General features: G+C 37.8%; 18 protein-coding genes and 1 other RNA gene. 11 read left to right on the top strand and 8 right to left on the bottom strand.

The window, feature by feature from the left end; genetic code table 11:
* Window positions 1–59 precede the first annotated feature (59 nt).
* The gene (locus BMX01_RS04005; protein ID WP_064081811.1) at window positions 60–3,590 is read left to right on the top strand and encodes a two-partner secretion domain-containing protein; all 3,531 of its coding nucleotides are present in this window, start codon (window positions 60–62) and stop codon (window positions 3,588–3,590) included.
* Window positions 3,591–3,665: 75 nt separating this feature from the next.
* Here BMX01_RS04005 and ffs read toward each other — a convergent pair.
* From ffs to ftsB, 4 genes are all read right to left on the bottom strand, one after another.
* Window positions 3,666–3,762, bottom strand: an RNA gene (gene ffs, locus BMX01_RS04000) — signal recognition particle sRNA small type.
* Window positions 3,763–3,930: 168 nt separating this feature from the next.
* The gene (ispF, locus tag BMX01_RS03995) at window positions 3,931–4,425 is read right to left on the bottom strand and encodes a 2-C-methyl-D-erythritol 2,4-cyclodiphosphate synthase (protein WP_064081812.1); all 495 of its coding nucleotides are present in this window, start codon (window positions 4,423–4,425) and stop codon (window positions 3,931–3,933) included.
* A 1-nt stretch (window position 4,426) separates the two neighbouring features.
* Window positions 4,427–5,107 carry a 2-C-methyl-D-erythritol 4-phosphate cytidylyltransferase gene (gene ispD / locus BMX01_RS03990; RefSeq protein ID WP_064081813.1) on the bottom strand — a complete coding sequence of 227 codons (681 nt, stop codon included), beginning with the start codon at window positions 5,105–5,107 and terminating at the stop codon, window positions 4,427–4,429.
* A gap of 13 nt (window positions 5,108–5,120) precedes the next feature.
* Entirely contained in the window at window positions 5,121–5,396 is a 276-nt protein-coding gene (gene ftsB / locus BMX01_RS03985; RefSeq protein WP_010945200.1) for a cell division protein FtsB, read from the bottom strand.
* 271 nt (window positions 5,397–5,667) lie between these two features.
* Between ftsB and pckA the strand changes: the two genes are divergently transcribed.
* Window positions 5,668–7,284, top strand: a complete 1,617-nt coding sequence (gene pckA / locus BMX01_RS03980) for a phosphoenolpyruvate carboxykinase (ATP) (protein WP_064081814.1) — start codon at window positions 5,668–5,670, stop codon at window positions 7,282–7,284.
* 60 nt (window positions 7,285–7,344) lie between these two features.
* Here the strand turns inward: pckA and BMX01_RS03975 are convergent, their stop codons facing one another.
* The 4 genes from BMX01_RS03975 to znuC form a co-directional block, all read right to left on the bottom strand.
* The gene (locus BMX01_RS03975; protein ID WP_064081815.1) at window positions 7,345–8,199 is read right to left on the bottom strand and encodes a VirK/YbjX family protein; all 855 of its coding nucleotides are present in this window, start codon (window positions 8,197–8,199) and stop codon (window positions 7,345–7,347) included.
* An 80-nt stretch (window positions 8,200–8,279) separates the two neighbouring features.
* Window positions 8,280–9,488 carry a 2-oxoglutarate dehydrogenase complex dihydrolipoyllysine-residue succinyltransferase gene (gene odhB, locus BMX01_RS03970; RefSeq protein WP_064083301.1) on the bottom strand — a complete coding sequence of 403 codons (1,209 nt, stop codon included), beginning with the start codon at window positions 9,486–9,488 and terminating at the stop codon, window positions 8,280–8,282.
* An 85-nt stretch (window positions 9,489–9,573) separates the two neighbouring features.
* A complete protein-coding gene (gene sucA, locus BMX01_RS03965; protein ID WP_064081817.1) occupies window positions 9,574–12,384 on the bottom strand; it encodes a 2-oxoglutarate dehydrogenase E1 component in 2,811 nt (936 codons plus the stop codon).
* 245 nt (window positions 12,385–12,629) lie between these two features.
* On the bottom strand, window positions 12,630–13,424 hold the full coding sequence (gene znuC, locus BMX01_RS03960; protein ID WP_064081818.1) for a zinc ABC transporter ATP-binding protein ZnuC: 795 nt from the start codon (window positions 13,422–13,424) through the stop codon (window positions 12,630–12,632).
* A gap of 216 nt (window positions 13,425–13,640) precedes the next feature.
* On the opposite strand from znuC, the gene mepM reads away from it, so the two are divergent.
* The 9 genes from mepM to cmk all read left to right on the top strand — a co-directional run bounded on the left by mepM (window position 13,641) and on the right by cmk (window position 23,333).
* On the top strand, window positions 13,641–15,110 hold the full coding sequence (mepM, locus tag BMX01_RS03955) for a murein DD-endopeptidase MepM (protein WP_064082992.1): 1,470 nt from the start codon (window positions 13,641–13,643) through the stop codon (window positions 15,108–15,110).
* Between the two features lie 30 nt (window positions 15,111–15,140).
* Window positions 15,141–15,836 carry a bifunctional protein-disulfide isomerase/oxidoreductase DsbC gene (gene dsbC, locus BMX01_RS03950; RefSeq protein ID WP_064081819.1) on the top strand — a complete coding sequence of 232 codons (696 nt, stop codon included), beginning with the start codon at window positions 15,141–15,143 and terminating at the stop codon, window positions 15,834–15,836.
* A 94-nt stretch (window positions 15,837–15,930) separates the two neighbouring features.
* Window positions 15,931–17,652: a single-stranded-DNA-specific exonuclease RecJ gene (gene recJ / locus BMX01_RS03945; protein ID WP_074647803.1), complete on the top strand. Its 1,722-nt coding sequence runs from the start codon at window positions 15,931–15,933 to the stop codon at window positions 17,650–17,652.
* Between the two features lie 185 nt (window positions 17,653–17,837).
* Window positions 17,838–18,662, top strand: a complete 825-nt coding sequence (locus tag BMX01_RS03940; protein ID WP_064081821.1) for a pyridoxal phosphatase — start codon at window positions 17,838–17,840, stop codon at window positions 18,660–18,662.
* Window positions 18,655–20,367 carry a nitrate/nitrite two-component system sensor histidine kinase NarQ gene (gene narQ, locus BMX01_RS03935; protein ID WP_064081822.1) on the top strand — a complete coding sequence of 571 codons (1,713 nt, stop codon included), beginning with the start codon at window positions 18,655–18,657 and terminating at the stop codon, window positions 20,365–20,367. The genes BMX01_RS03940 and narQ overlap by 8 nt, the downstream gene beginning before the upstream one ends.
* A 186-nt stretch (window positions 20,368–20,553) precedes the next feature.
* Entirely contained in the window at window positions 20,554–21,144 is a 591-nt protein-coding gene (rdgB, locus tag BMX01_RS03930; protein ID WP_064083299.1) for an RdgB/HAM1 family non-canonical purine NTP pyrophosphatase, read from the top strand.
* 50 nt (window positions 21,145–21,194) lie between these two features.
* Window positions 21,195–21,512, top strand: coding sequence for a YbjQ family protein (locus BMX01_RS03925; protein ID WP_064081824.1), 318 nt, complete (start codon window positions 21,195–21,197; stop codon window positions 21,510–21,512).
* Window positions 21,513–21,602: 90 nt separating this feature from the next.
* Window positions 21,603–22,628: an outer membrane-stress sensor serine endopeptidase DegS gene (gene degS, locus BMX01_RS03920; RefSeq protein WP_064081825.1), complete on the top strand. Its 1,026-nt coding sequence runs from the start codon at window positions 21,603–21,605 to the stop codon at window positions 22,626–22,628.
* 30 nt (window positions 22,629–22,658) lie between these two features.
* Window positions 22,659–23,333: a (d)CMP kinase gene (gene cmk, locus BMX01_RS03915; protein ID WP_064081826.1), complete on the top strand. Its 675-nt coding sequence runs from the start codon at window positions 22,659–22,661 to the stop codon at window positions 23,331–23,333.
* Window positions 23,334–23,352: the final 19 nt, after the last annotated feature.

The raw sequence follows: 23,352 nt of genomic DNA, 5'->3' as shown, positions 1-23,352 counted from the left end.
TTTTATAATTATTTTTTTACGACATATTATATAGACTTAAATAAATTGGAGATACATATATGAAAAAATGGAAGCCATCAAAAATTTTTATTGTATTATCAATATATTATAATACCCAATTCTCTTTTGCTGATATTGTTTCTAGCGATTCTAGCAATACAAATGTATATAAAAAAGATAAAAATAATATTGAAATTATCAATATTGCCGCACCAAGTGCTTCTGGCCTATCTTATAATCAATATAGTAAATACAATGTTGATGTTAGTGGCGTGGTGTTGAATAATGCGCAAACAGATATTCATACACAATTAGCCGGTAATATTTTAGCGAATCCTCATTTAACACAAGCTTCAGCGAATATTATTTTGAATGAAGTTGTCAGCAAAGATCCTTCTAAGTTACTTGGAAAACAAGAAATTGCAGGGAAAATTGCTGATTATATATTAGTGAATCCAAATGGAATGAGTTGTGATGGCTGTGGTTTTATTAATATCTCTAATGCTTCTTTAGTTGTAGGTAATACTAATATTACAGATGGCGTACTTAAAGGCTATCGTATTGATGGAAGTCATAATATTTCTACTACGAAAGATATATCTGCAGAAAATACAAATTTAAATTTAATTGCACCGGTTGTTAATATCAAGGGTAACATTAAGGGAAAGGATTATGTAAATATTATTACCGGATATAATGAAATTAATGTTAATAATGATCAATTATCTATTAGTGTTTTACCAAATAAAGGAAAGGTATTAGATGGTAAAATTGCTGGAAGTATTCAAGCTAATCGAATACGAATTCATTCTACAGATGATCGTGCGACGTTAGATATAGAAACGGGACAATTAAAAGGCACTAATTCCGTTTATATAGGCGCGGGAAATCTGAAAGTTCACGGGCATATTGATACAAAGAATAATAATAAGAATGATAAGAATAAGTATGTATTAAAATCAACTTCACAAGAATATCAAGCTTCTATGATTACAGGCGATGATATTAATTTAAATATTACTAATCAACTGACTATCAATGGTGCTAATCTAACCGGTAAAAATATAGTATTAAAAGCCGCTAAATCTCGATTTGGTACAGAGAAAACGTTAAATACAAGTGATGAAAAAAAGAATCGTTCGTCAGGTAGCTGGTATCATAATAATCAAACATTTAAAGAGGAAGAAATAAATTATGTTACTTCTATTAAAGGGGATAATGTAGAAATTGTTGCTGACCAAGGCGCTATTGATGGGCAATCATTAAAAATAACGGCTCAAAATACAACGCTTTATGGTAAGCAAGGTGTAACCTTAAGGGGCACGCAAAATATTAACCGAAATAAGAAAGTGGAAAAATTTAAAAATGAAACGAGTAATTTAACTACCGGAAAAAAATTTAATCAAAACCAACAATCTCAATATATTGCATCAGAGCTTGACATTAAAGGTAATTTAAAAATTGGCGGCGGCGATATTAAGTTATCTGGTGTGAAAGTTAGGACCGGTGGAGATTTTCTTGTTAAGAACACAGGCTCAACCACTGTTAATGCCGAAAACATATTGAATTCTAATAATATTGATAATTATGAAAATTATTGGGGTGGAATTGGTGGTTCAAATACAGTGAAAAAGAAAGAATCAATTACATTACAGCAAGGTGCGGATCTAGTTATTAATGGCAAGACGTATATTGATTCTGAAAAAGGCGTTAAAATTTCGGGTAGTCGTTTAGTTTCTGGTAAAGAAGCGCTTGTAAGAGCGCATAAGGGCGGACTGGTTATAGATGATGTAAAGAATGAAATTACGTCGTTAAATGTAATACGTAAAGGAACAGTATTTGATATCACTAAGGCGTCGGCTAAGGATTTTAAACAGAATTCGGTCTCTCGTGGTAGTACTGTGAAGTCTGAGTCTAATTTAAAATTAGTTTCGGATGCTGGCTATATTGAAGTCGCAGGTAGCTTAGTGAAATCTTTAGGTGATCTGATTGTTAAAACAGATGATAAATCTAACCTTTATGTAAAAGGCGGTCAAAATATAGCGGAAAGAAAGAGTGAAAGGAGTGGTCTTACAACTCAAGGAAGCCTTGATACCTCGTTAGGCCTTGATACAGTAAAAAATATTGCTGTTTCGGTTACGGGTGAAGTTTTACCAGATTTAATGCAAGGTAAAATAGATAATTTGCAAGAAAAAGTACTTGCTGGAGTAAAAAAAGCGGTATCAGATGAATCAGTAAGTGCGCATACTGATTTGATCAGTTACTCTGAAGAAAATAAAAATGAGGAAGCCATAACGCATTCTGCCAGCAGATTAGAAGGTAATAATGTTAGATTAGAAGCAGGAAATGTAGAGCTGGCTAATAGTGAGGTTATAGCATCAAATGATGCTGATATTAAAGCTAACACATTAACGACGACAGCAGAATACGATGTAATGAAATCAACAGAAAGTAAGTTAAGCGTATCTCTATCTGATACGGTAACTGCAAAACTAACCGGTGTTACGAATCAGGTAGCATGGGGTATTCAATACAGTGATATAAATAAAACGCAATCTATAGCGCAAACGAGTAGTATCCAAGCCGGGCACGATGTAAATTTAAATACGCAACATAGTACCCATGTAGGGAGTAATATTAATGCGGGCCATAATGTTAATGAAACCGCAAAATCTATTGAGCACCTTGCGGCTAAAAATGAAAGTATTGAGAAGAAAACGCATGGTGGGGTTTCCTTGGCATTAGATGTTGGTTTGCATGCAGAAAATGGTGTTTCCACAAAATTAGGTATACAGGCCGGCGGTGGTGATTCAGAAAGACAGGTCACAACTCATAAAGTTACACAGATTACTGCGAGAAACAATATTAATTCTCAAAGTGAAAAACTTATTGATCAGGGTACTCAATATCGTGCTAATGGCGATATAACTTTAAATAGTAAAGAACATAAATTATCTGCTGTAGAAGATAAAGTAACTACGAGTGGAGTGAACGCGGGTATTAATGTAGGGGTTTCTGTCAGCACTGCCGATTTTGCTAAATATGACGTAGGTGCTAATATTAACGGTTCATATGGGCAGGAAAGTACATCCTCGACGACAGTACAGAAATCTGAGATTAATGGATCTAATGTGAATATTAATACGACTAAATTAGAAAGCCAAGCAACAGATATTACTGCAGCAAAAGATTTAAATGTTAGGGCTGAAATTGCTAGATTTACTCAGGCAACGGATACCCAACATGCAAATGGTATAAGCGTTAATGCAGAAATAGGGGGAGAAGTTAGCGTTATTCCACCATCGGCAATTACGCCTAAATCGTTAACTGCGGGATTAGGTATAGATGGCCATGGTAGTGAGGTAAATCAGGCTGTTACAGGTCATTTAGCGGGCGACAATGTGTCTATTGAAACTAAAAATGCTTATTTACAAGGTACTACTATTCATGCTCAACATAATAAATCATTGTCAGGCACTGTTACTACTGAACAAGCACATAGTTCATCCCATGCGATTAACGGTAATTTTAAAGCAAATTTTGATAGTGAATCGGCTAAATTATCTGTCGAAGCTAAGATGGCTATGTAAGTAGTAGATCACAAACGCGGGGATTAAACCCGCGTTTTTTATGGAAGCGGTATTATATTTTACCAAAATGGTGGGGTATTACCAGCGACTCTCGGCACCCAGAAATTCAACCCAAGCTGCTTCCTTCCGGACCTGACTAAGTAAGCTAAATTCTGCTGCGAGAAACCAATAATACCCCATAGGATTACACAATTTAACTTGTGTAAGAGCGGTTATTATAGGCCAATTTTTTGATAAGGCAAGCGCTTATTCTCAGCTATCAGTCTAATTGATTAGATAATGAGTTGTTGGCGTGTCGTTTAACATTGAGTGATGAATGGCTGAATTGGGCTATCTATCGTTATACATCGTGGCTAAACGGTTTTTTGGATAATAAAGTAACCGCTTCACACGCAATTCCTTCACCACGACCAGTAAAGCCGAGTTTTTCTGTGGTCGTGGCTTTAATATTAATTTGATCGATATCGCAATTTAAGTCGTTAGCAATAAGTTGTCTCATGTTGTCAATATGCGGTCGCATTTTAGGCGCTTGTGCAATGATGGTAATATCAATATTCGATATTTGGTAGCCTTTGGTTTGTACTTGGCGGTAGGCTTCAATTAATAATTTACGGCTGTCGATATTTTTATATTGTTGATCGGTGTCGGGAAATAATTTGCCAATATCGCCTAGTGAGGCGGCACCAAGTAATGCATCTGTTAGGGCGTGTAAAGCGACGTCGCCATCACTATGCGCAATAAAGCCTGTATGATAGGGTATTGTAACTCCGCCAATAATGAGCGGTCGTTTTTCGCCAAAAGCATGTACGTCAAAACCGTGTCCAATTCTTATCATTTTATTTCTCCAATGAATGCATTAAATAGAATTCTGCTAAAGCAAGATCTTCGGGGCGGGTAATTTTTAAATTGCTATTGCTACCTGTGATTAAGGTCGGTTGATAACCGGCTAATTCCATTGCCGAAGCTTCGTCTGTGACATTTTGCTGACGGTCAAAGGCTTGTTGTAGCGCTTGTTTGAGTAAAGCCGTCGGGAAAAATTGTGGCGTGAGGGCGTGCCATAATGTTGTGCGATCTTCAGTGTGGCTGATTTTGTTCCCTTCTGCTCGTTTGAGAGTGTCAACCACAGGGCTGGCAAGAATGGCACCGTTTTGATCGGTAATTTGTAATAATTTATCTAAATCTGAGCGCTTGAGGCAAGGTCTGGCTGTGTCGTGTACTAATGCCCAGCTATGTTCATCAATACTTTGTAATGCATTAAATACGGATTCAGCTCGGCTCGCTCCGCCGTTGACTAATTGAATTTTGTCGGAAGTTAATAAGCTAATGTGTTGATGATGTTGATCATTTGCCGAAAGTGCAATAACTATTTTGTCAATTTGAGGATGATTTAAGAAGATGGCAACGGTATGTTCTAAAATCGTTTTGCCTTGCAGAGTGAGGTATTGCTTGGGTAAGGCGGTATTCATTCTGCTACCTATGCCTGAAGCGGGAATTATTGCAATAATTTTTCTGTTCATTAATGATTCTCTATTAATTACGAGGCACAATGCGGTAAAAATATTCATCACTTTTTACCATTTCACGATCTAGGCGTGCACGTTCTTCTAGTGCATCCACCCCGTTTTTGAGATCATCAATTTCTGCGGCGATCAATTCATTACGTGCATTAAGTTTGATATTTTCTGCAGTCAGTCTTTGTACTTCAAGTTTGGCATTTTTATAATCTTGCCAGCCGTTTTTGCCTAGCCAAAAACTGTATTGAAAAAAGAACAATAGTAAGCCGAAAAAGACAATCATTAATCGCATTTTGTTTCTCTACATCAAGGTTATAAATGTTTGGCTAGTAGTTTACCTTTATTTTGTGCAAAAATAAAAAATTAAATCGTCTTTAAGCTTTATATGCTTGTGTGATAGAGTTAGTAAATATGATGAATATCATTTAAAGTAATTATTGAGTAATTTGAGTTTTACTAAAAATTTGAAGTACTTAATATTTTATTTTTTTGAAATTGATTATAAATTATAATTAGTGCAATTTATAATTTTTAACTTTTACAAAACATAACGAGGTAATTTTATGTTAAGCCGTATTGAACAAGAACTAGCACAACTAGGCATTACTAACGTGAAAGAGATCGTACATAATCCTAGTTACGAACAGCTATTTGAAGAAGAAATGAAACCCGGCCTTGATGGGTTTGAAAAAGGTGTGCTGACAAATTCTGGTGCGGTAGCAGTTGATACGGGTATTTTTACAGGGCGCTCACCCAAAGATAAGTATATTGTTTATGATGAAACAACGAAAGATAATGTTTGGTGGACATCTGAAGCGGTAAAAAATGATAATAAACCGATGAGCCAAAGCACTTGGGAAAATTTAAAAGATGTAGTAATGCATCAACTATCTAACAAACGTTTATTTGTGATTGATGCTTTTTGTGGCGCAAGTAAAACGTATCGTTTAGCGGTTCGTATTATTACTGAGGTAGCTTGGCAGGCACATTTTGTTAAGAATATGTTTATTCGTCCAACAGCGGACGAGTTAAAGGTATTTGAACCAAATTTTGTCGTGATGAACGGCTCAAAAGTAACCAATCCAAATTGGCAAGCACAAGGTTTAAACTCAGAAAACTTTGTTGCCTTTAACTTGGCTGAGTGTATTCAGCTAATTGGTGGCACTTGGTATGGTGGTGAGATGAAAAAAGGAATGTTCTCAATGATGAACTACTTGTTGCCACTTAAAAATGTTGCTTCAATGCATTGTTCTGCTAACGTGGGTAAAGAGGGGGATGTAGCGGTTTTCTTTGGTTTGTCGGGCACCGGTAAAACTACTCTTTCTACTGATCCAAAACGTAAGCTAATCGGTGATGATGAACATGGCTGGGATGAACATGGTGTGTTCAACTATGAAGGTGGTTGTTATGCGAAAACGATTAATCTGTCTGAGGAAAATGAACCAGATATTTATCGCGCGATTCGCCGTGATGCATTATTAGAAAATGTTGTGGTGGCGGAAGACGGATCTATTGATTTTGCTGATAAATCTAAGACTGAAAATACGCGTGTTTCTTATCCAATCTATCATATTGATAATATTGTTGAACCTGTTTCAAAAGCTGGTCATGCACAAAAAGTTATTTTCTTAACCGCTGATGCGTTTGGTGTATTGCCACCGGTGGCTAAGTTGACGCCAGAACAGACTAAATATTATTTCTTATCTGGATTTACGGCTAAATTAGCCGGCACTGAACGTGGTATCACTGAACCAACGCCGACTTTCTCTGCGTGTTTTGGTGCAGCATTCTTATCCTTACATCCGACCAAATATGCAGAGGTATTAGTGCAACGGATGGAAGCTGCTGGTTCACAAGCGTACTTGGTAAATACCGGCTGGAATGGAACAGGTAAACGTATTTCGATTAAAGATACGCGTGGTATCATTGATGCGATTTTAGATGGTTCAATTGAGAAAGCCACAACGCATGCGTTGCCAGTGTTTGACTTGAGGGTGCCTGATGCTTTACCAGGTGTTGATACTGCAATTTTAGATCCGCGTGATACTTATGCAGAAGCAGCAGAATGGCATGCTAAAGCTGAAGATCTAGCGGCACGTTTTGTGAAAAACTTTGAAAAATATACTACGAATGAAGAGGGTAAAGCGTTAGTCGCTGCGGGGCCTCAGCTTTCAAAATAGTAGGATAACACAGGTTTAGAACGGTAAAAGCTCAGCATTAAGCTGAGCTTTTTATCATTTTTAGTTAGCGAAAAGGGTGTTAATTTGTTGCGCTAATTGTTCTAGCATCGCGAAACGTTTTCGGTACATTGAGCGTTTTTTACTTGCGATGTGGGTTAGATCTTTATCGATAGTTAACGGAAGTTGCCAATATTTTGTTAAATATCCACCGCTTTCTCTGAAAATAGTGTCGTAATCGACAAAATAACGTTTACTTTGAATGAGGCGGGATTTGTTTTGGTATTTGTGTGGAATACCTAATAATTGCTTATAGCCTAGTGCTTGAGTGAGTAAACGCATTACCTCCACCATTAAATAGGCCGGACGTAGCCCGTGGTATTGTTTAGTGAGTTGTTTGATAATATCTTTGCCATTTTCTGTATTGGTGCCTTGAATAGCGGCAATTAATAAGTCATCGGCAACCTTGCCAAAGGTAAGCAGATAAATTAGGCTTTGTGTGCTTTGTTGGCGTAATTCTAATGCCCAAAAGCCTTCCATTGGTTGTTGTTCATTAATATTTAGGTAGATAGCAAAATCTTCGGCAACTTCACCAAAACAGATTTTTTGTTGCAATAATGGGGTTTGTTGTGTTGCAAATTTTTGCGTGAGAAATGTTAAATTGTCACAAATTGCTGTGAGGCGTTGTTCAGCATTCCAACGTTTATCTAAAAAACGATGTACTAATGGGTAACTGTAATTTGCTCTGCTATTTAAAAAAGTTGCCAACTCTGGCTGTTGATTAGCAAAAGCGGTAAATTTTTTGATGTATTTTGCATGCCATAACGAACGAATATTAAAACGTAGGCGTTTCCAGCGGTAAGATTTTTGGTTACGATCGGGGTAAATATCATAGGCGCTAGGGTAGTGATAATTCATTAAAGACTCCAAAAAAATAAGACCAGTTGTTTTACAACAAGCAGTCGTATTATGAATGAACTTGGTGAAGTTGACAAATATCAGATCTTAAGCAGTAATCTTGTTGGATCTTCTAATAAATCACGGATGCTCACTAAAAAGCCGACAGACTCTTTGCCATCAATTAAGAGATGATCGTAAGATAATGCTAAATACATCATTGGACGGATAACGACTTCGCCGTTCATCGCAATAGGGCGATCTTTAATAGCATGCATACCTAAAATCGCACTTTGTGGTGAATTGATAATCGGTGTTGACATGAGTGAACCAAATACACCGCCGTTGGTAATGGTGAAGTTGCCACCAGTTAGCTCTTCTACGGTTAATTTACCATCGCGCCCTTTATCGGCAAATAGTTTGATGGCTTTTTCAATTTCTGCCATAGATAGCTTGTCACAGTCACGAATAACGGGGGTTACTAAACCTCGTGGTGTAGAAACCGCAATGCTAATATCAAAATAGTTGTGGTAAATCACGTCTTCGCCGTCAATTGATGCGTTGATTTCAGGATAACGTTTTAAGGCTTCAACTACCGCTTTAATATAGAAAGACATAAAACCTAAGCGGACGCCGTGTTGTTTTTCAAATTTTTCGCCATACTGTTTACGTAATTGCATAATCGGTTGCATATTGACTTCGTTGAAGGTTGTCAGCATAGCTGTGCTGTTTTTAGCCTCGAGTAAACGTTCTGCAATTCGTTTCCGTAAGCGTGTCATTGGCACGCGTTTTTCGCTACGATCTGCGTAAGCAATCGTGTTTAGACTATCCGTTAAATCCGTGGACGCTTGCTGGCTAGATTGTGTTGCTAGGAATTGTTGGATATCTTCACGTGTAATTCTGCCATCTATGCCTGAACCTTGAATGGCTTGTGCTTCAATATTATGCTCAGCTAATAGTCGGCGTATAGATGGGCTTTGTGAGTCGATATCATTATGTGTATCTGTACGTGGCTCAGTCGTTTGGCGTTGTGGCGGTTGTTTTGCAGTAATTTGAGCCATATCACCCGCTTGGATCGTTGAAAGTTTGCCTAAAAGTTGTTTGGACACAACACTTGAGCCGGTTGGTTGGATAATTTCAGTTAATAGGCCGTCATTAGGTGCGGGCACTTCCAACACCACCTTATCGGTTTCAATTTCCACTAATACTTCATCACGTTTGACGGTTTCGCCGATGTTTTTATGCCAAGTTGCAACCGTTGCATCAGCGACTGACTCAGGCAGGATGGGGGTGAGAATTTCGATACTCATAAGAAATAATCCTTTTCAATTTAGCTAATGTTTTGGTCGGTATGAATGTTGCCGACCCTATTTATGTTGAATAATTAATAGTGATTTAACGCGTTAATGCTTGTTCAATCAGTTGTTGTTGTTGTTCTAGGTGTAACGCAGTATACCCTACCGCCGGTGAGGCAGAGGCCGGACGGCCGATATAGCTCAGTTTAGCTTTGGCAGGTATGGCCGCTTCAAAATTATGTTTACTGCAATACCAAGCACCTTGATTTAATGGTTCTTCTTGGCACCAGATAAAATCAGTAACTTGTGGATAGTTTGCGATTATTGCGGTTAACTCTGCTAATGGGAATGGATAAAGCTGTTCAATCCGAATGATCGCAATATCTGTCTGGTTATTTTGGCGACGTTGTTCGAGTAGATCGTAATAAACTTTGCCTGAGCACATAATAATGCGCGTTACTTTGCTTGCTTCGATATGTTGGTCGATTTCAGCGATAACCGTTTGGAATTGACCTTCTGTTAATTCTGTTAAGCTAGACACCGCCAATGGATGGCGTAATAGCGATTTGGGTGAAAGTGCAATCAACGGTCGGCGTATTTTTCTGAGCGCTTGGCGGCGTAACATATGGTAGACTTGTGCTGGCGTTGTGGGGACACAAACTTGCATATTCTGTTGGGCACAAAGTTGTAAGTAACGTTCTAAGCGTGCAGAGGAGTGCTCCGGACCTTGACCTTCATAACCGTGAGGTAATAACATCACTAAGCCACACATTCTTCCCCATTTTTGTTCACCTGAACTAATAAATTGGTCAATCACAATTTGAGCACCATTCGCAAAGTCACCAAATTGCGCTTCCCAGATGGTTAAGGTTTTAGGATCTGTTATAGCATAGCCATACTCAAATGCTAATACAGCTTCTTCAGAGAGGACGGAATCCCAGACTTCAAAGCGAGCTTGTTGAGCATGTAAATGTATTAAAGGTATATAATTGCTTCCATCTTGTTGATTATGAATAACGGCATGCCGATGGAAAAATGTACCGCGGCCGGCATCTTCGCCAGACAATCGAATCGGGATACCTTCATCTAATAAGGTGGCATACGCCATCGTTTCTGCCATTCCCCAATCAAATAATTTTTGGCCTTGATACATTTGTTTGCGGTCGTGGTAAATTTTTTCAATCCTTGAATGTAGCTGTAAATGCTCAGGAAGCTGACAAAGTCGTTCGGCTAAAGTGTTAAAGCGTTCACTAGCAAATTTGCTCTGATACGGAGCGCTCAAATCATCGTTGAAATATTGTAACCACTCGCTTTTCGTCTTGTCGAGCGCGCGGGATTCTGCCATTACGCAGTCGCCTTGATCGAGAGCATCGCGATAGTGATTAGCCATAGCGGTTACCTGATTTTCAGTTAGTAGGCTTTCACTGATTAAACGATCGGCATAAATTTTACGTGGGGTAGGATGTTTTTTGATTAGCTGATACATCATAGGCTGTGTGGCAGCGGGTTCATCCGCTTCATTATGACCATGACGGCGATAGGATATGAGATCAATAAAGATATCTCGTTTGAATAATGTTCGGTATTCAACCGCCATTCTGGCAGCAAAAGCGACCGCTTCAGGATCATCACCATTGACATGGATAATCGGTGCTTGGATCATTTTAGCTATATCCGTACAGAATTCCGTCGAACGAGTATCTGTTGGATTTGAGGTAGTGAATCCAATTTGATTGTTAATTACAATTCGAATGCTACCGCCTACTTTATAACCGCGTGCATTGGCCATATTTAATGTTTCTTGCACAACACCTTGTCCAGCGACGGCAGAATCACCGTGCACTGAGACCGCTAACACTTTATTGTATTCAGTGTCTTGTAAACGTTGTTGGCGGGCTCGAACAGCGCCAATAACTACTGGGTTGACAATTTCTAGATGTGATGGATTAAACGCCAAGGTTAGGTGAACGTTTTTATCTTCAACTTCAAAAAGTGAAGCATAACCTTGATGATATTTAACATCGCCAGTTCGTTGTGCATCAGCCGGTTTACCGGCAAATTCAGCAAATAAATCAGCCGGTTTTTTGCCAAGTACATTGACTAGCATATTAAGTCTGCCACGATGCGCCATACCCATTACGATATGTTCTACGCCTTGGCGAGAGGCGTGGCGGATAATTTCTTTCATCATTGGAATAAAGGCATCAGAGCCTTCTAATGAAAAGCGTTTAGCGCCGGGGAATTTTGCACCTAAATAGCGTTCTAGCCCATCAGTAGCGGTCAGTTCACTGAGTAAATTGGTTTTTTCTTGTGCAGTAAAGAGTGGTTGTTGGCATAGACTTTCAATTTTACTTTGTAACCAATTACGTTGTTCAACATCTTGCACATGCATAAATTCTAGACCAATACTACCGAGGTAAGTCATTTTTAATGCTTCGGCAAGATCAGCAAGCTTCATGCTTTCTTTGCCGTACACGTACTGTCCAAGGGTAACGGTTTCGTTTAGATCAGCGTCAGTAAAGCCGTGATAGCGGTAATCTAATTCAGGTACTTGTGACGTTTTCCAACCGTAATAACCTAGCGGGTCTAGTTTGGCTTCTAAATACCCACGGAAGCGGTGTGCATTGATCCATTGGCGTAACCGTACTTGTTTCGTGTTAGCGGTGGGATCAGAAACCTTCATGGTGTTGGTGTGGTGTTTGCGGGCAAGTTGACGGAAATGATAGCGAATTTGGGAGTGACAATGTTCTTTAGATGAGTTAGATGGGAATTGATCGAAAATTAAACGCCAGCTTTGATCCACGTTTGCGGGGTTCTCAAGATATTGTTCATATATTTGTTCAACATAAGCTTGATTTGAGCCGCCAAAAACGGAGGATGCTAACCAATCTTCAAAATTATTATGTTGCATAAATGCCTGACCTTGTATTTTGCCGATAAAATTTAGCGCTATTATATACGCTAAAGTGGATGAATTCGATCAAATTAGTTTGCAATGGTTCAATCGATAAGATAACTGTATGCTTAAAAATGTTATTCAGCAAGCAGATTTATTCCTATTTTTAACAGAATAATAACAAATAAGAGGTCAGTTTTCTGCGGAACTTTGTAAAAATTTAGTCAGATTTAGTGCGTTATGCGGGTAAGCAAAACGATTTAACATTCACATTTACCTTTACAAATATCGCCGTGCAAATTGTGGTGATGATTATGACGATGGGAATAGAATGCTACATTTTTAGCGAATTGATCACCAAAGAAATGAATGAAATTAGGATCATTTGAAACTAATTCAGGGCTACCGGCACAACAGATATGCTTGTTGACGCATAATACTTCGTCTGTATTCGCCATCACAATGTTTAAATCATGCGAGACCATTAGAATGGCATAGTTTAGCCAAGTTCGTGTTTGAGTGAGTAACTGATATAATTCAGTTTGACCACTGATATCTACGCCTTGCATGGGTTCGTCTAACACTAATAATTGTGGTCGATCTAAAATGGCTCTAGCAAGTAAAACACGTTGTAATTCACCGCCGGATAGTTTTTGTATACTATTTTGTGCTAAATGTTCAATTGAAAACAGTGTTAACGCTGCTGCAATTGACGGCGTTGAGCAATTAGGTTTTAGCGAAAGGAATTTTTTGACGGTAATGGGCATTGAATGATCTAAATGTAATTTTTGTGGAACATAACCAATTTTTAGACCGGGTTGATGAATTACTTGCCCTTGGCTAGGCTTAAGTAATTTGAGCAATACTTTAAGTAAGGTTGATTTTCCGCCACCATTAGGGCCAACGATAGTGGTAATCGAATTTTTATAAATAGTGAGATTAATATTTTGTAATGCTTGCTTTTCGGCAAAAGTGACCTCAATATTTTTTAGTTGTACTAAAATTTCGGATGTTTTTGACGATCGGTCTATGGGAGTAAGCGGTTTAATTTGCATTTTATTTAGAAAATAAGGCTATAATAAAGTAAGTTAAAATTAGCTGATTTTGATTAAGCTGACAAGAATGAATTTTTATGAATTTTTTTAGAGAATGCTTGTCAAAGTACTTCACAAGAAAAATAGAGTTTGTTAATAGGATATATTTTGCGACATGTAGTACTAGCGAGGGAACGCCGCCGTAAGAAATTACGCTATAAAATAATGTTATTTCTCATCGCGTTATTATCAATTTTAATGAGTATTTTCCTTGTTTCAAAAAATGATTTTTTAAATAAGGATTCGTTATCTGATGTAGATCACTATCTTATCAATCAGCAGGGTGATTTAGCTGAAGAAGTTGCCGAACAAGCAGATATCCACGATCCTAAAAATGAAACTAACGGGCAATCGTATGCTGTGGAACTCGGACAAGCGGTTGATGAGCAGTCGCAATGGAGTAAAGCGGAATCAGATATGATTGAAGATCATAATGCTACGTCTTATGATGATGAATTAAAAGATCAAGATGATGAAGTTGAAGGTCTGTATGGACAAATAGAAAAAAAAGATAAAGTTATTGAAGAAGTCCTTTCGCCTGAAGCAGAAAAAATTGTAGATGATATTATTGAAGTTGCTGATGAAGCGTTACGGATTCAAGATCAATTTAGTTATACGGTTGCGCAAGGCGATAAGTTAAAAGATGTATTAGAGCAATCTGGTCTTAGTCGAGTGGTCGCAGAGGCGATGATTGAGCGTTTTCCGGAATTAGCTAACTTAAAAGGCGGTCAACAATTTTATTGGATATTAGACAATCATAGCGAGTTGGAATATATGAACTGGCTAGTGTCTGAAAAAGAAGAGCTTATTTATCAACGTACTGAAGATGGTGAATGGGCTTTTCAGAAGATTAAGAAAAAAGGCGAATGGCGACAAGATGTAGTAAGAGGTGTCATTATTGGTAGCTTTTATGCTAGCCTTAAAAATGTGGGCCTTTCAGATCGTCAAATTAAGCAATTATCCGTTGGGTTACAATCGCAAATTGCTACCAATCGGCTACGAAAAGGCGACCGCTTTGCTATTTTGGTTAGGCGTGAATATGTTGATGGCAAGGTGACAGATGTTGGCAATGTAGAAGGTATTTTGGTCGTCAGTAATAAGAAACGCCATTATGCTATTCAAGCAGATAATGGGCGTTATTACAGTAATCATGGTGAAACATTAAGTCGTGGTTTTGCACGAATCCCATTATTATATGCGGCAAGAATTTCATCAAATTATAATCCTCGCCGTTTACATCCGATTACTCGGCGAATTCGACCGCATAATGGCGTTGATTTTAGTGTGCCTACCGGTACGCCAGTGATTGCGCCGGGAGATGGTGTTGTGGAACACATTGCTTATCAAGCACATGGTGCAGGTCGTTATATTAAAATTCGGCATGGGCATATCACTACAGTTTATATGCATTTAAGTAAAGCGTTAGTTAAAGTGGGGCAGCGCGTCAAAAAAGGTGAACGTATTGCATTATCAGGTAATACCGGTGGCTCAACTGGACCACATTTACATTATGAGTTCCATATTAATGGTCGGCCGGTCAATCCTATGACGGTAAAATTACCGGGTGCAAGTTCTGTTATGGCCAATAAGGAGCGACAAGCTTTCTTAAAACGCGCAAAACAAGTGGAAGCTAAGTTAAAGTTATAAATTTCTAATTATATTATTAAGGATTTCAAGATGAGGAAAACGGCAATTGCATTATTTGGTTTATCATTCGTTAATCTTTCAGCGATGGCAGATGATGCAAATTTACAGCGTATTTTAGAGAATATGGGTGCTACTAATGTTAGTATTCAAGATTCGGTTTTACCGGGATTTCGAACGGCAGTATCTAATCAGGGCGTGGTGCAAATTAGTGAAACGGGTCGTTATGTTATTCAAGGTAAAATATTTGAATTACAAAATAATAAGGCGCGTGATATTACTAATAAAGCATTATTAACTGAACTTAATGCGTTAGAAAAAGAAATGATTATTTATCCTGCTAAACAAGAGAAACATGTTGTAACCGTGTTTATGGATATTAGTTGTCATTATTGCCATTTATTACATAAGCAGTTAAAAGAATATAATGATTTAGGCATTACTATCCGCTTCTTGGCGTTTCCTCGTGGCGGTATGAATACGCAAACGGCTAAACAAATGGAAGCTATTTGGACCTCAAACGATCGTGTTAAAGCGTTAAATGATGCGGAAAACGGGGTGTTGCCAACATCTTTAGCATCACCTAATTTAGTGAAAAAACATTTTGAACTGGGATCAAAATTCGGTGTGGTTGGCACGCCAAATATAGTGAGTAGTCAAGGTGAATTAATTGCGGGTTATGTTGAGCCAAAAGACTTAGCTAAATTGTTGAGTGAATTAGACCAATAAAAGTTATAAATGCCTTGAATATAAGCGGTTTGATTTTGTAAAATTTTTGCAAAATTAGATCGCTTATTTAATTTTAGATGATAGAAGAAAAACTGTGCAAAAATTAATTAAACAACGACCTCAACTCACTACGCTGACGTTATCCACCAATCCTTTATTAAATCGCCTTTATCAAAGCCGTAATATTGCTACTTTACATGATTTAGAGCGGGGGTTGAAATATCTTCATCGACCACAATTATTAGCGAATATTGATCAAGCGGTGGCGTTATTGATTGAAGCATTTCAAACAGATATGCGGATTGTTATTGTGGGAGATTTTGATGCGGATGGTGCAACGAGTACCGCTTTGACTATCTTGGCTTTACGTCAATTAGGCTTTGCTAAAGTGGATTATTTAATCCCCGATCGTTTTTCGCAAGGTTACGGGTTGAGTGTAGCGGTTGCTGAAGCCGTGTTGGCCAAAGGTGCAGATTTAGTTATTACGGTAGATAATGGTATTTCATCGTTTGAAGGTGTTGAGTTACTCAAATCTCAAGGAATAAAGGTATTAGTGACCGATCACCACTTACCTGCGGAAAAATTACCGGATGCGGATGCATTAATTAATCCAAATTTGGTAAATTGTGATTTCCCTTCTAAGGCACTTGCGGGGGTAGGTGTTGCATTTTATGTGATGTTGGCACTAAGAAGTCGGATGCGGGAATTAGCATTATTTAAAATAGCAGAACCTAATTTAGCTGAATTGCTTGATTTGGTGGCGTTAGGCACTGTTGCAGATATAGTACCATTTGATCACAATAACCGAATTTTAGTCCATCAAGGTTTGAATCGTATTCGTTCAGGTTGTTGCCGGCCTGGCATTCGTGCTTTAGCCGATATTGCTAAACGCGATTTAAGTAGCTTACAAGCGGCCGATCTTGGTTTTGTAATTGCTCCTCGTTTAAATGCAGCGGGTCGATTAGAGAATATGTCGTTGGGCGTTGAGTTATTAATCACCGATGATATTGCGTTAGCTCGTCAATTAGCTTTTGAGCTTGATAACCTTAACCAAAAGCGTAAAACGTTTGAGCAAGAAATGAAAGCGGAAGCATTAGCTATTTGTGCGAAATTACCTAGTTTGATGCAAAAAGAACAAGCGCACGGTATCGTGTTATATCAAGCAGATTGGCATCAGGGCGTGATCGGTATTTTGGCTTCCCGAATTAAAGATCAATTTCATCGCCCTGTGATTGCCTTTGCACAAGAAAGTGAAGACAGTGTTTATTTGAAAGGCTCAGCACGTTCTATTGCCGGATTGCATATGCGTGATGTATTAGAAAGAATTGATTCAACCTATCCAAATCTGATTGTTAAATTTGGCGGCCATGCGATGGCAGCGGGTTTAATTATTCATCAAGATGACTTCTCAACGTTTCAAACTGTTTTTGATGAAATCGTGGATCAATTTATTTCACCAGAACAATTACAGGGCGTTATTTATACAGATGGTGAATTACAAGCAGATGAAATGACACTTGAAATAGCAGAATTATTACAGTCTGCTGGCCCTTGGGGACAACATTTTCCTGAGCCCCTTTTTGAAGGGCAGTGTCTGATTTTACAACAACGTATTTTGGCGGGTAAGCACTTAAAATTAATGATTCAATTCAATGATCGTTTTGAGTTATATGATGCGATTTGGTTTAATGTGGATCTTCGTAATTTCCCTGATTTATCAATTAAGCTCGCGCAAATAGTGTATAAATTGGATATTAATGAATTTAGAGGCAATAAAAATATACAGTTAAGAGTTGAAAGCCTAATACCGCTTTAAAATCAGTATTGCTATTCCGTGTTAGTTTAATGGCAATAACGTCGGGAGCAAATTACGTGGACGCATTACGTAAAACAGAGGTATATGTTTGGCTAAATAATTTACAGTGATTTAGGAACTAGAGTAAAATAGCGGACAATTCAGTTGGATTGTCCTTTCTTTTTATAAAATACAGGAGCATTTTTATGCGCTATCAAGCTATAGCCTTCGATCTCGATGGAACGCTTCTCAGTCCAAATGGCACTATTCTTGAATCAAGTAAGCAAGTGATTCAAAAAGCGAGAGAAAAGGGATTGAAAGTGTTCTTTGTTACGGGCAGGCATCATACCGCAGTACGGCCTTATTATGCAGAACTTGCTTTAGATACTCCCGTAGTTTGCTGTAATGGCACTTATTTATATGATTTCCAACAAGATAAGGTGTTGGCGGGTCAGCCTTTAACGGCTACATTGGCAAAAGCGTTAATTGATCAGGCTAAAGCGGTTGGCATTCATACAGCGGTTTATTTTCGCGATGCAATGACTTATGAACAACTTAATCCTCACTTTGTAAGATTTCAGAAATGGGTGCAATCTTGTCAGGAAAATGTACGGCCTAATGTGTATCAAATTGATGATTTTAATACGGAAATTGATAAAGGCACTTTGATTTGGAAAGTCCTGATCAGCGATCCGGATTTAGCTAAATTGCACGCGTTTGTAGAAAAACTACCGCTTAGTCAAGTTAGTCCAGAATGGTCGTGGCACGATCGTGTTGATATTACCAGTGTAGGAAATAGTAAAGGGGCAATGTTAGCCCAATTATTGGCAATGGAAGGCATTTCACCGCTAAATGTGGTTGCTTTTGGTGATAATTTTAATGATATTTCAATGTTAGCTTTAGTTGGTATGGGTATTGCAATGGTAGGATCCTCACCACAAGTACAGCAGATCGCCAACAAAACGATTGGTTCGAATGCTGAAGATAGTATTGCGACAGAATTAACCCAATTATTGAATCTTAATGAATAAGTTTATCATTAATCCTAAATATTCTATTGCACGCCGAATTGGCTTTTATTTTCTGATAATGATTGGTTTTGCTTCACTGATTAGTGGCATTTCATTAGGCATTATGTGGAGCAATAAATCTGATGCAGGGCTGATTAATGTTTCTGGTTCATTACGCATGCAAAGTTACCGCTTTTTATATGAAATGGAACACCACCCTAATTCTATTCCATCACGCCTAGCTGAATATCGTCAAAGTTTAAACTCACCAGAGATTAAAGAATCATTAGAATATAAATGTTTTTTACCGACCGAAGTGATGGAACGCTATGATAATTTAAAGCAAAGTTGGCAGGCAATGGAAGGCTTTATTATTAATGGCGACCGTGATGCGTATGTTGCAAATCTTGAAGGCTATGCACGGCAAGTTAATAATTTTGTATGGTCATTACAATCATTTGCTGAATTGAAGCTGAAGATTGCGATTGGTGTAATTATTGTTTCAATGTTACTCATTATCGGTTTAGCTTATATTGGCGTTTGGTATACCCGTAAAAAAATTATTGCGCCTTTAAATCAATTAGTGGTTGCAAGTCGACAGATTAAAAATGAAGATTTTGATCATGTTAAATTAGTGGTAGCAGAACCTAATGAATTAGGCTTTTTATCTTCTGCTTTTACACAGATGACCAGTGAATTAGCTAAACTTTATGCTTCATTAGAAGAAAAAGTAGAGGACAAAACCCGTTGCTTAATTTCTGTTAATCGCTCATTATTAGTCCTATTTCAATGCTCACAGCTTTTGAGTGCTAAACCGGTTAATCAAAGTGTGTTGTACCAAGTATTACAAATCATTTTGGATAATGAGCATTTACGTGCAATTGAAGTTCAGGTTTATGGTGCGGATTATTGGAATGTCACGATTGATAATGCACCCGCACAAGAATGGCATTTTACTGAAATAGCGGTTGAAAATGAAAAAGTAGCATTATTACGTTGGAAGCCGTCATTATTATGCCCAGATGAACGACTAATTAAAAATGTTTCTGAAATGATCGGCCGTAGTCTATACATTTTACAAGTACAAAAACAACAACAGCAATTAGTGTTGATGGAAGAGCGGTCGATTATTGCACGGGAATTGCATGATTCATTGGCTCAGTCGCTTACTTTTTTTAAAATTCAAATTAGTTTATTGAAATATAATAGTGAAACGGTGAAAAATTGGCACAAACAGAAGACGATTTTAGCGGATTTTGAAAAAGCGTTAAATGAGGCATATAGTCAGTTAAGAGAGTTATTATCGACTTTTCGCTTAACTATTGAAGAAGCTAATTTAACCTGTGCATTAGAACGTGTTTTGGATTCGTTACGCTCACGAACTTCAGCAAAAATAAGTTTAAATTGTAAATTACCTTCGCAAACGTTTAGTGCTCAGCAACAAGTCCATGCATTACAGATTGTGCGAGAAGCGGTTATTAACGCTATAAAACATTCAAATGCAATCCAAATTGAAGTGATTGCTGAAACTAATCAAGATGGCGAACAATGTTTAATTGTACGAGATAACGGTAATGGAATCGTGAATGGCATTGAACCAGATGAGCATTATGGGCTGACGATTATGAAAGAAAGAGCTGCACAATTAAAAGGCGAATTTACTATTATCAATCGTGCTGAAGGCGGTGTACAAGTAATGGTAACATTACCCAATACCTTGCTTTAATCATCATTCACTTTTTATTATTCAGTAAAGCAATTAGCAACGTATTTGAAATTATGTTGGTTATTTATAATCAACCCCTTCCAAGCTAGCAATCACCGATCTAACATAAAATAGTACAAACAAATAATGTTAGCTTACCAATAGCGTAAGCGAGTTGATTAAGCACAGAGGTGCAAAGGAGTGACGATGAATCGTACCAAAGTTGTATTAGCGACCAGTAATAAAGGCAAAGTAAAAGAAATGGCGGATGTATTGTCCGCTTTCGGATTTGAAGTGATTGCACAAAGTGAATTTGGCTTAATTTCACCGCCAGAAACAGGCTTAACTTTTGTTGAAAATGCCTTATTAAAAGCACGTTATGCCTCAAAAATGACCGGCTTACCCGCCATTGCAGATGATTCTGGATTGGCAGTTGATGCATTAGCAGGGGCTCCTGGCCTTTATTCAGCACGTTATGCCGGAATTGAGGACGATGATACAGCCAATCGACGAAAGTTATTAGCTGAAATGCAAAACATACCAGATGGACAACGTGCGGCAAAATTTGTCAGTTGTATTGTTCTGCTCAAGCATGAAACGGATCCAACGCCTAAGATTGCATTTGGCGAATGTTTTGGTGAAATTCTACGTGAAGAACGTGGTCAAAATGGTTTTGGCTATGACGCATTATTCTTTTATCCAGCTAAACAGTGCACCTTTGCGGAATTAGATTCAACGGAGAAAAAACAAATTTCACATCGTGCATTAGCTTTAGTCGCTTTGCAAAAGCAACTTTAAACGGTATTAACGCTAAAAGTAAATAGCATGCAAAAATTTAGGAAGGACAAATGATTATTACGACAACTCCCACTATTGAGAATCGGCAAATTATTGAATATAAAGGCTTAGTATTTGGAGAGGTTGTTGCAGGCGCAAATATTATTCGAGATTTTTTTGCAAGTATTACGGATATGATTGGTGGTCGTTCAGGTGTCTATGAAGATAAATTAAATGTAGCGCGCCAAAAAGCATTGGTCGAATTGCAAAAACAAGCAAGAAATATAGGCGCTAATGCTGTAATAGGTGTTTCTATACAATATCAATCAATGGGCAAAAAAGATATGTTTATTATAGTAGCCACAGGTACAGCGGTTGTGATTGGCTAGTCGTTTTTTAGCTGATGATTGATTGTGTTAACCTGTAAAATTCCTATATAATATTGGCTATGTAATGTTAGAAAAAATGGATAGGAAAACATGTTAAAGAAGATCATTCGAGCGGCTATTTTTGGGCTTTTTTGTGCATTTCTTATTCTATATGTATCACCAATTATTAATAATAAAGTTGATGTACTACCACAATCAAGTAAAAAAATAGCCAGTTTTCATGATGCAGTAAACCGTGCTTCGCCTGCGGTAGTCAATGTATATAATCGCTCATTAGATGAAAAGACCGGAGATTTTGAAGTTAAAAATTTAGGTTCAGGCGTGGTAATGACGGAGAATGGTTATATTTTAACCAACAAACATGTGATTGAGGACGCAGAACAAATTATTGTTGCGTTTCAGACAGGTGAAATTTCCGATGCAAAATTAGTCGGTGCTGATACGTTAACAGATCTTGCAGTGTTAAAAGTTCATGCGCAATATTTACAGACTATTCCTCAAAATGATGAACGGCCTATCCGCATTGGTGATATCGTTTTAGCTATTGGCAACCCATTTAATTTAGGGCAAAGTATCTCACAAGGCATTATTAGTGCTACAGGTCGTAATGCACTAACCGATGGCGGTCGTCAAAATTTTATTCAAACCGATGCGTCCATTAACCGTGGCAATTCTGGTGGCGCATTAATCAATTCAGTCGGTGAGTTAATCGGCATTAATACGCTCAGTTTAGGCAAAACAAATGATGAATTAGCAGAAGGATTAAATTTTGCTATTCCAATTAATTTAGCTAAACAAATTATGGCGAAAATCATTAAAGATGGTCGAGTAATACGAGGCTATTTTGGTGTTAATAGTACTTTATATTCTAACGCAGAGAATTCAGATAATGGCGTTTTGATTACCGGAGTAGCCGTAAATGGCCCGGCAGATGAAGCGGGGATTAAAAAAAATGACCGCATTCTAAAAATAGGCAATATTCGAGCCGTATCGCCCACTCAGATGATGGATGTATTGGCAAATATGAAACCCGGCACGCAAGTCAACGTGCAAGTATTACGTGATAATCATATTTTTGATGTAGATGTGATAATTGGTGAATTTCCAGCACTATAAATCTAAATTAATATAATTAGGAATAATGAAATGAATAATTTTGTCATTACGGTAGATGGTCTAAGTGGTGTAGGTAAAGGCACATTATCTGCTGCGTTAGCAAATAAATTAGGTTTTGCGCTACTTGATTCCGGCGCGATTTATCGTATTAGCGCATTAGCTGCTTTAAGACAAGGTATCGCTTTTGACGATGAAGATGAATTAGCTAAATTAATTCCTACTTTAGCGATTGAATTTATCTCAAATAATGATGAAGTTACCGCTATTCTAAATGGTGAGAACGTAACAACACAGATCCGGAGTGCTGAAGCGGGTCAAAATGCCTCAAAAATTGCCATTTTCCCTAAAGTTCGTTCCGCTTTATTGCAAAGACAGCGTGATTTTAGTTCACCTATGGGCTTGATTGCTGATGGGAGAGATATGGGAACCATCGTTTTTCCCGATGCTCAAGTCAAATTTTTTTTAGAGGCAAGCGCAGAAGAACGCACTAAAAGACGTGTAAAACAGTTGCAAGAAAAAGGATTTAATGCTAACTTTGGCGAGATTTTAGCCGAGATTAAAACGCGAGACTTGCGAGATAGAACACGTGCAGTGGCGCCATTAGTTCCAGCTAAAGATGCGTTATTATTAGATTCTACGCATTTATCCATTGAAGAGGTAATTTGCCAAGCATTGGCGCATATTGCTAAATTCAAGAAATTTTAATGTTTGCTAAACATAGGAT

The organism is [Haemophilus] ducreyi, assembly GCF_900109315.1.
Lineage (GTDB): Bacteria > Pseudomonadota > Gammaproteobacteria > Enterobacterales > Pasteurellaceae > Haemophilus_B > Haemophilus_B ducreyi.
The sequence above is the reverse complement of the archived record's forward strand: the minus strand, read 5'-3'. Positions and strand labels throughout refer to the sequence as shown.

Coding starts and splice junctions, on each gene's coding strand:
- BMX01_RS04005 (WP_064081811.1), top strand. CDS start 60: ATGAAAAAATGGAAGCCATCAAAAATTTTTATTGTATTATCAATATAT.
- ispF (WP_064081812.1), bottom strand. CDS start 4,425: ATGATAAGAATTGGACACGGTTTTGACGTACATGCTTTTGGCGAAAAA.
- ispD (WP_064081813.1), bottom strand. CDS start 5,107: ATGAACAGAAAAATTATTGCAATAATTCCCGCTTCAGGCATAGGTAGC.
- ftsB (WP_010945200.1), bottom strand. CDS start 5,396: ATGCGATTAATGATTGTCTTTTTCGGCTTACTATTGTTCTTTTTTCAA.
- pckA (WP_064081814.1), top strand. CDS start 5,668: ATGTTAAGCCGTATTGAACAAGAACTAGCACAACTAGGCATTACTAAC.
- BMX01_RS03975 (WP_064081815.1), bottom strand. CDS start 8,199: ATGAATTATCACTACCCTAGCGCCTATGATATTTACCCCGATCGTAAC.
- odhB (WP_064083301.1), bottom strand. CDS start 9,488: ATGAGTATCGAAATTCTCACCCCCATCCTGCCTGAGTCAGTCGCTGAT.
- sucA (WP_064081817.1), bottom strand. CDS start 12,384: ATGCAACATAATAATTTTGAAGATTGGTTAGCATCCTCCGTTTTTGGC.
- znuC (WP_064081818.1), bottom strand. CDS start 13,424: ATGCAAATTAAACCGCTTACTCCCATAGACCGATCGTCAAAAACATCC.
- dsbC (WP_064081819.1), top strand. CDS start 15,141: ATGAGGAAAACGGCAATTGCATTATTTGGTTTATCATTCGTTAATCTT.
- BMX01_RS03940 (WP_064081821.1), top strand. CDS start 17,838: ATGCGCTATCAAGCTATAGCCTTCGATCTCGATGGAACGCTTCTCAGT.
- narQ (WP_064081822.1), top strand. CDS start 18,655: ATGAATAAGTTTATCATTAATCCTAAATATTCTATTGCACGCCGAATT.
- rdgB (WP_064083299.1), top strand. CDS start 20,554: ATGAATCGTACCAAAGTTGTATTAGCGACCAGTAATAAAGGCAAAGTA.
- BMX01_RS03925 (WP_064081824.1), top strand. CDS start 21,195: ATGATTATTACGACAACTCCCACTATTGAGAATCGGCAAATTATTGAA.
- degS (WP_064081825.1), top strand. CDS start 21,603: ATGTTAAAGAAGATCATTCGAGCGGCTATTTTTGGGCTTTTTTGTGCA.
- cmk (WP_064081826.1), top strand. CDS start 22,659: ATGAATAATTTTGTCATTACGGTAGATGGTCTAAGTGGTGTAGGTAAA.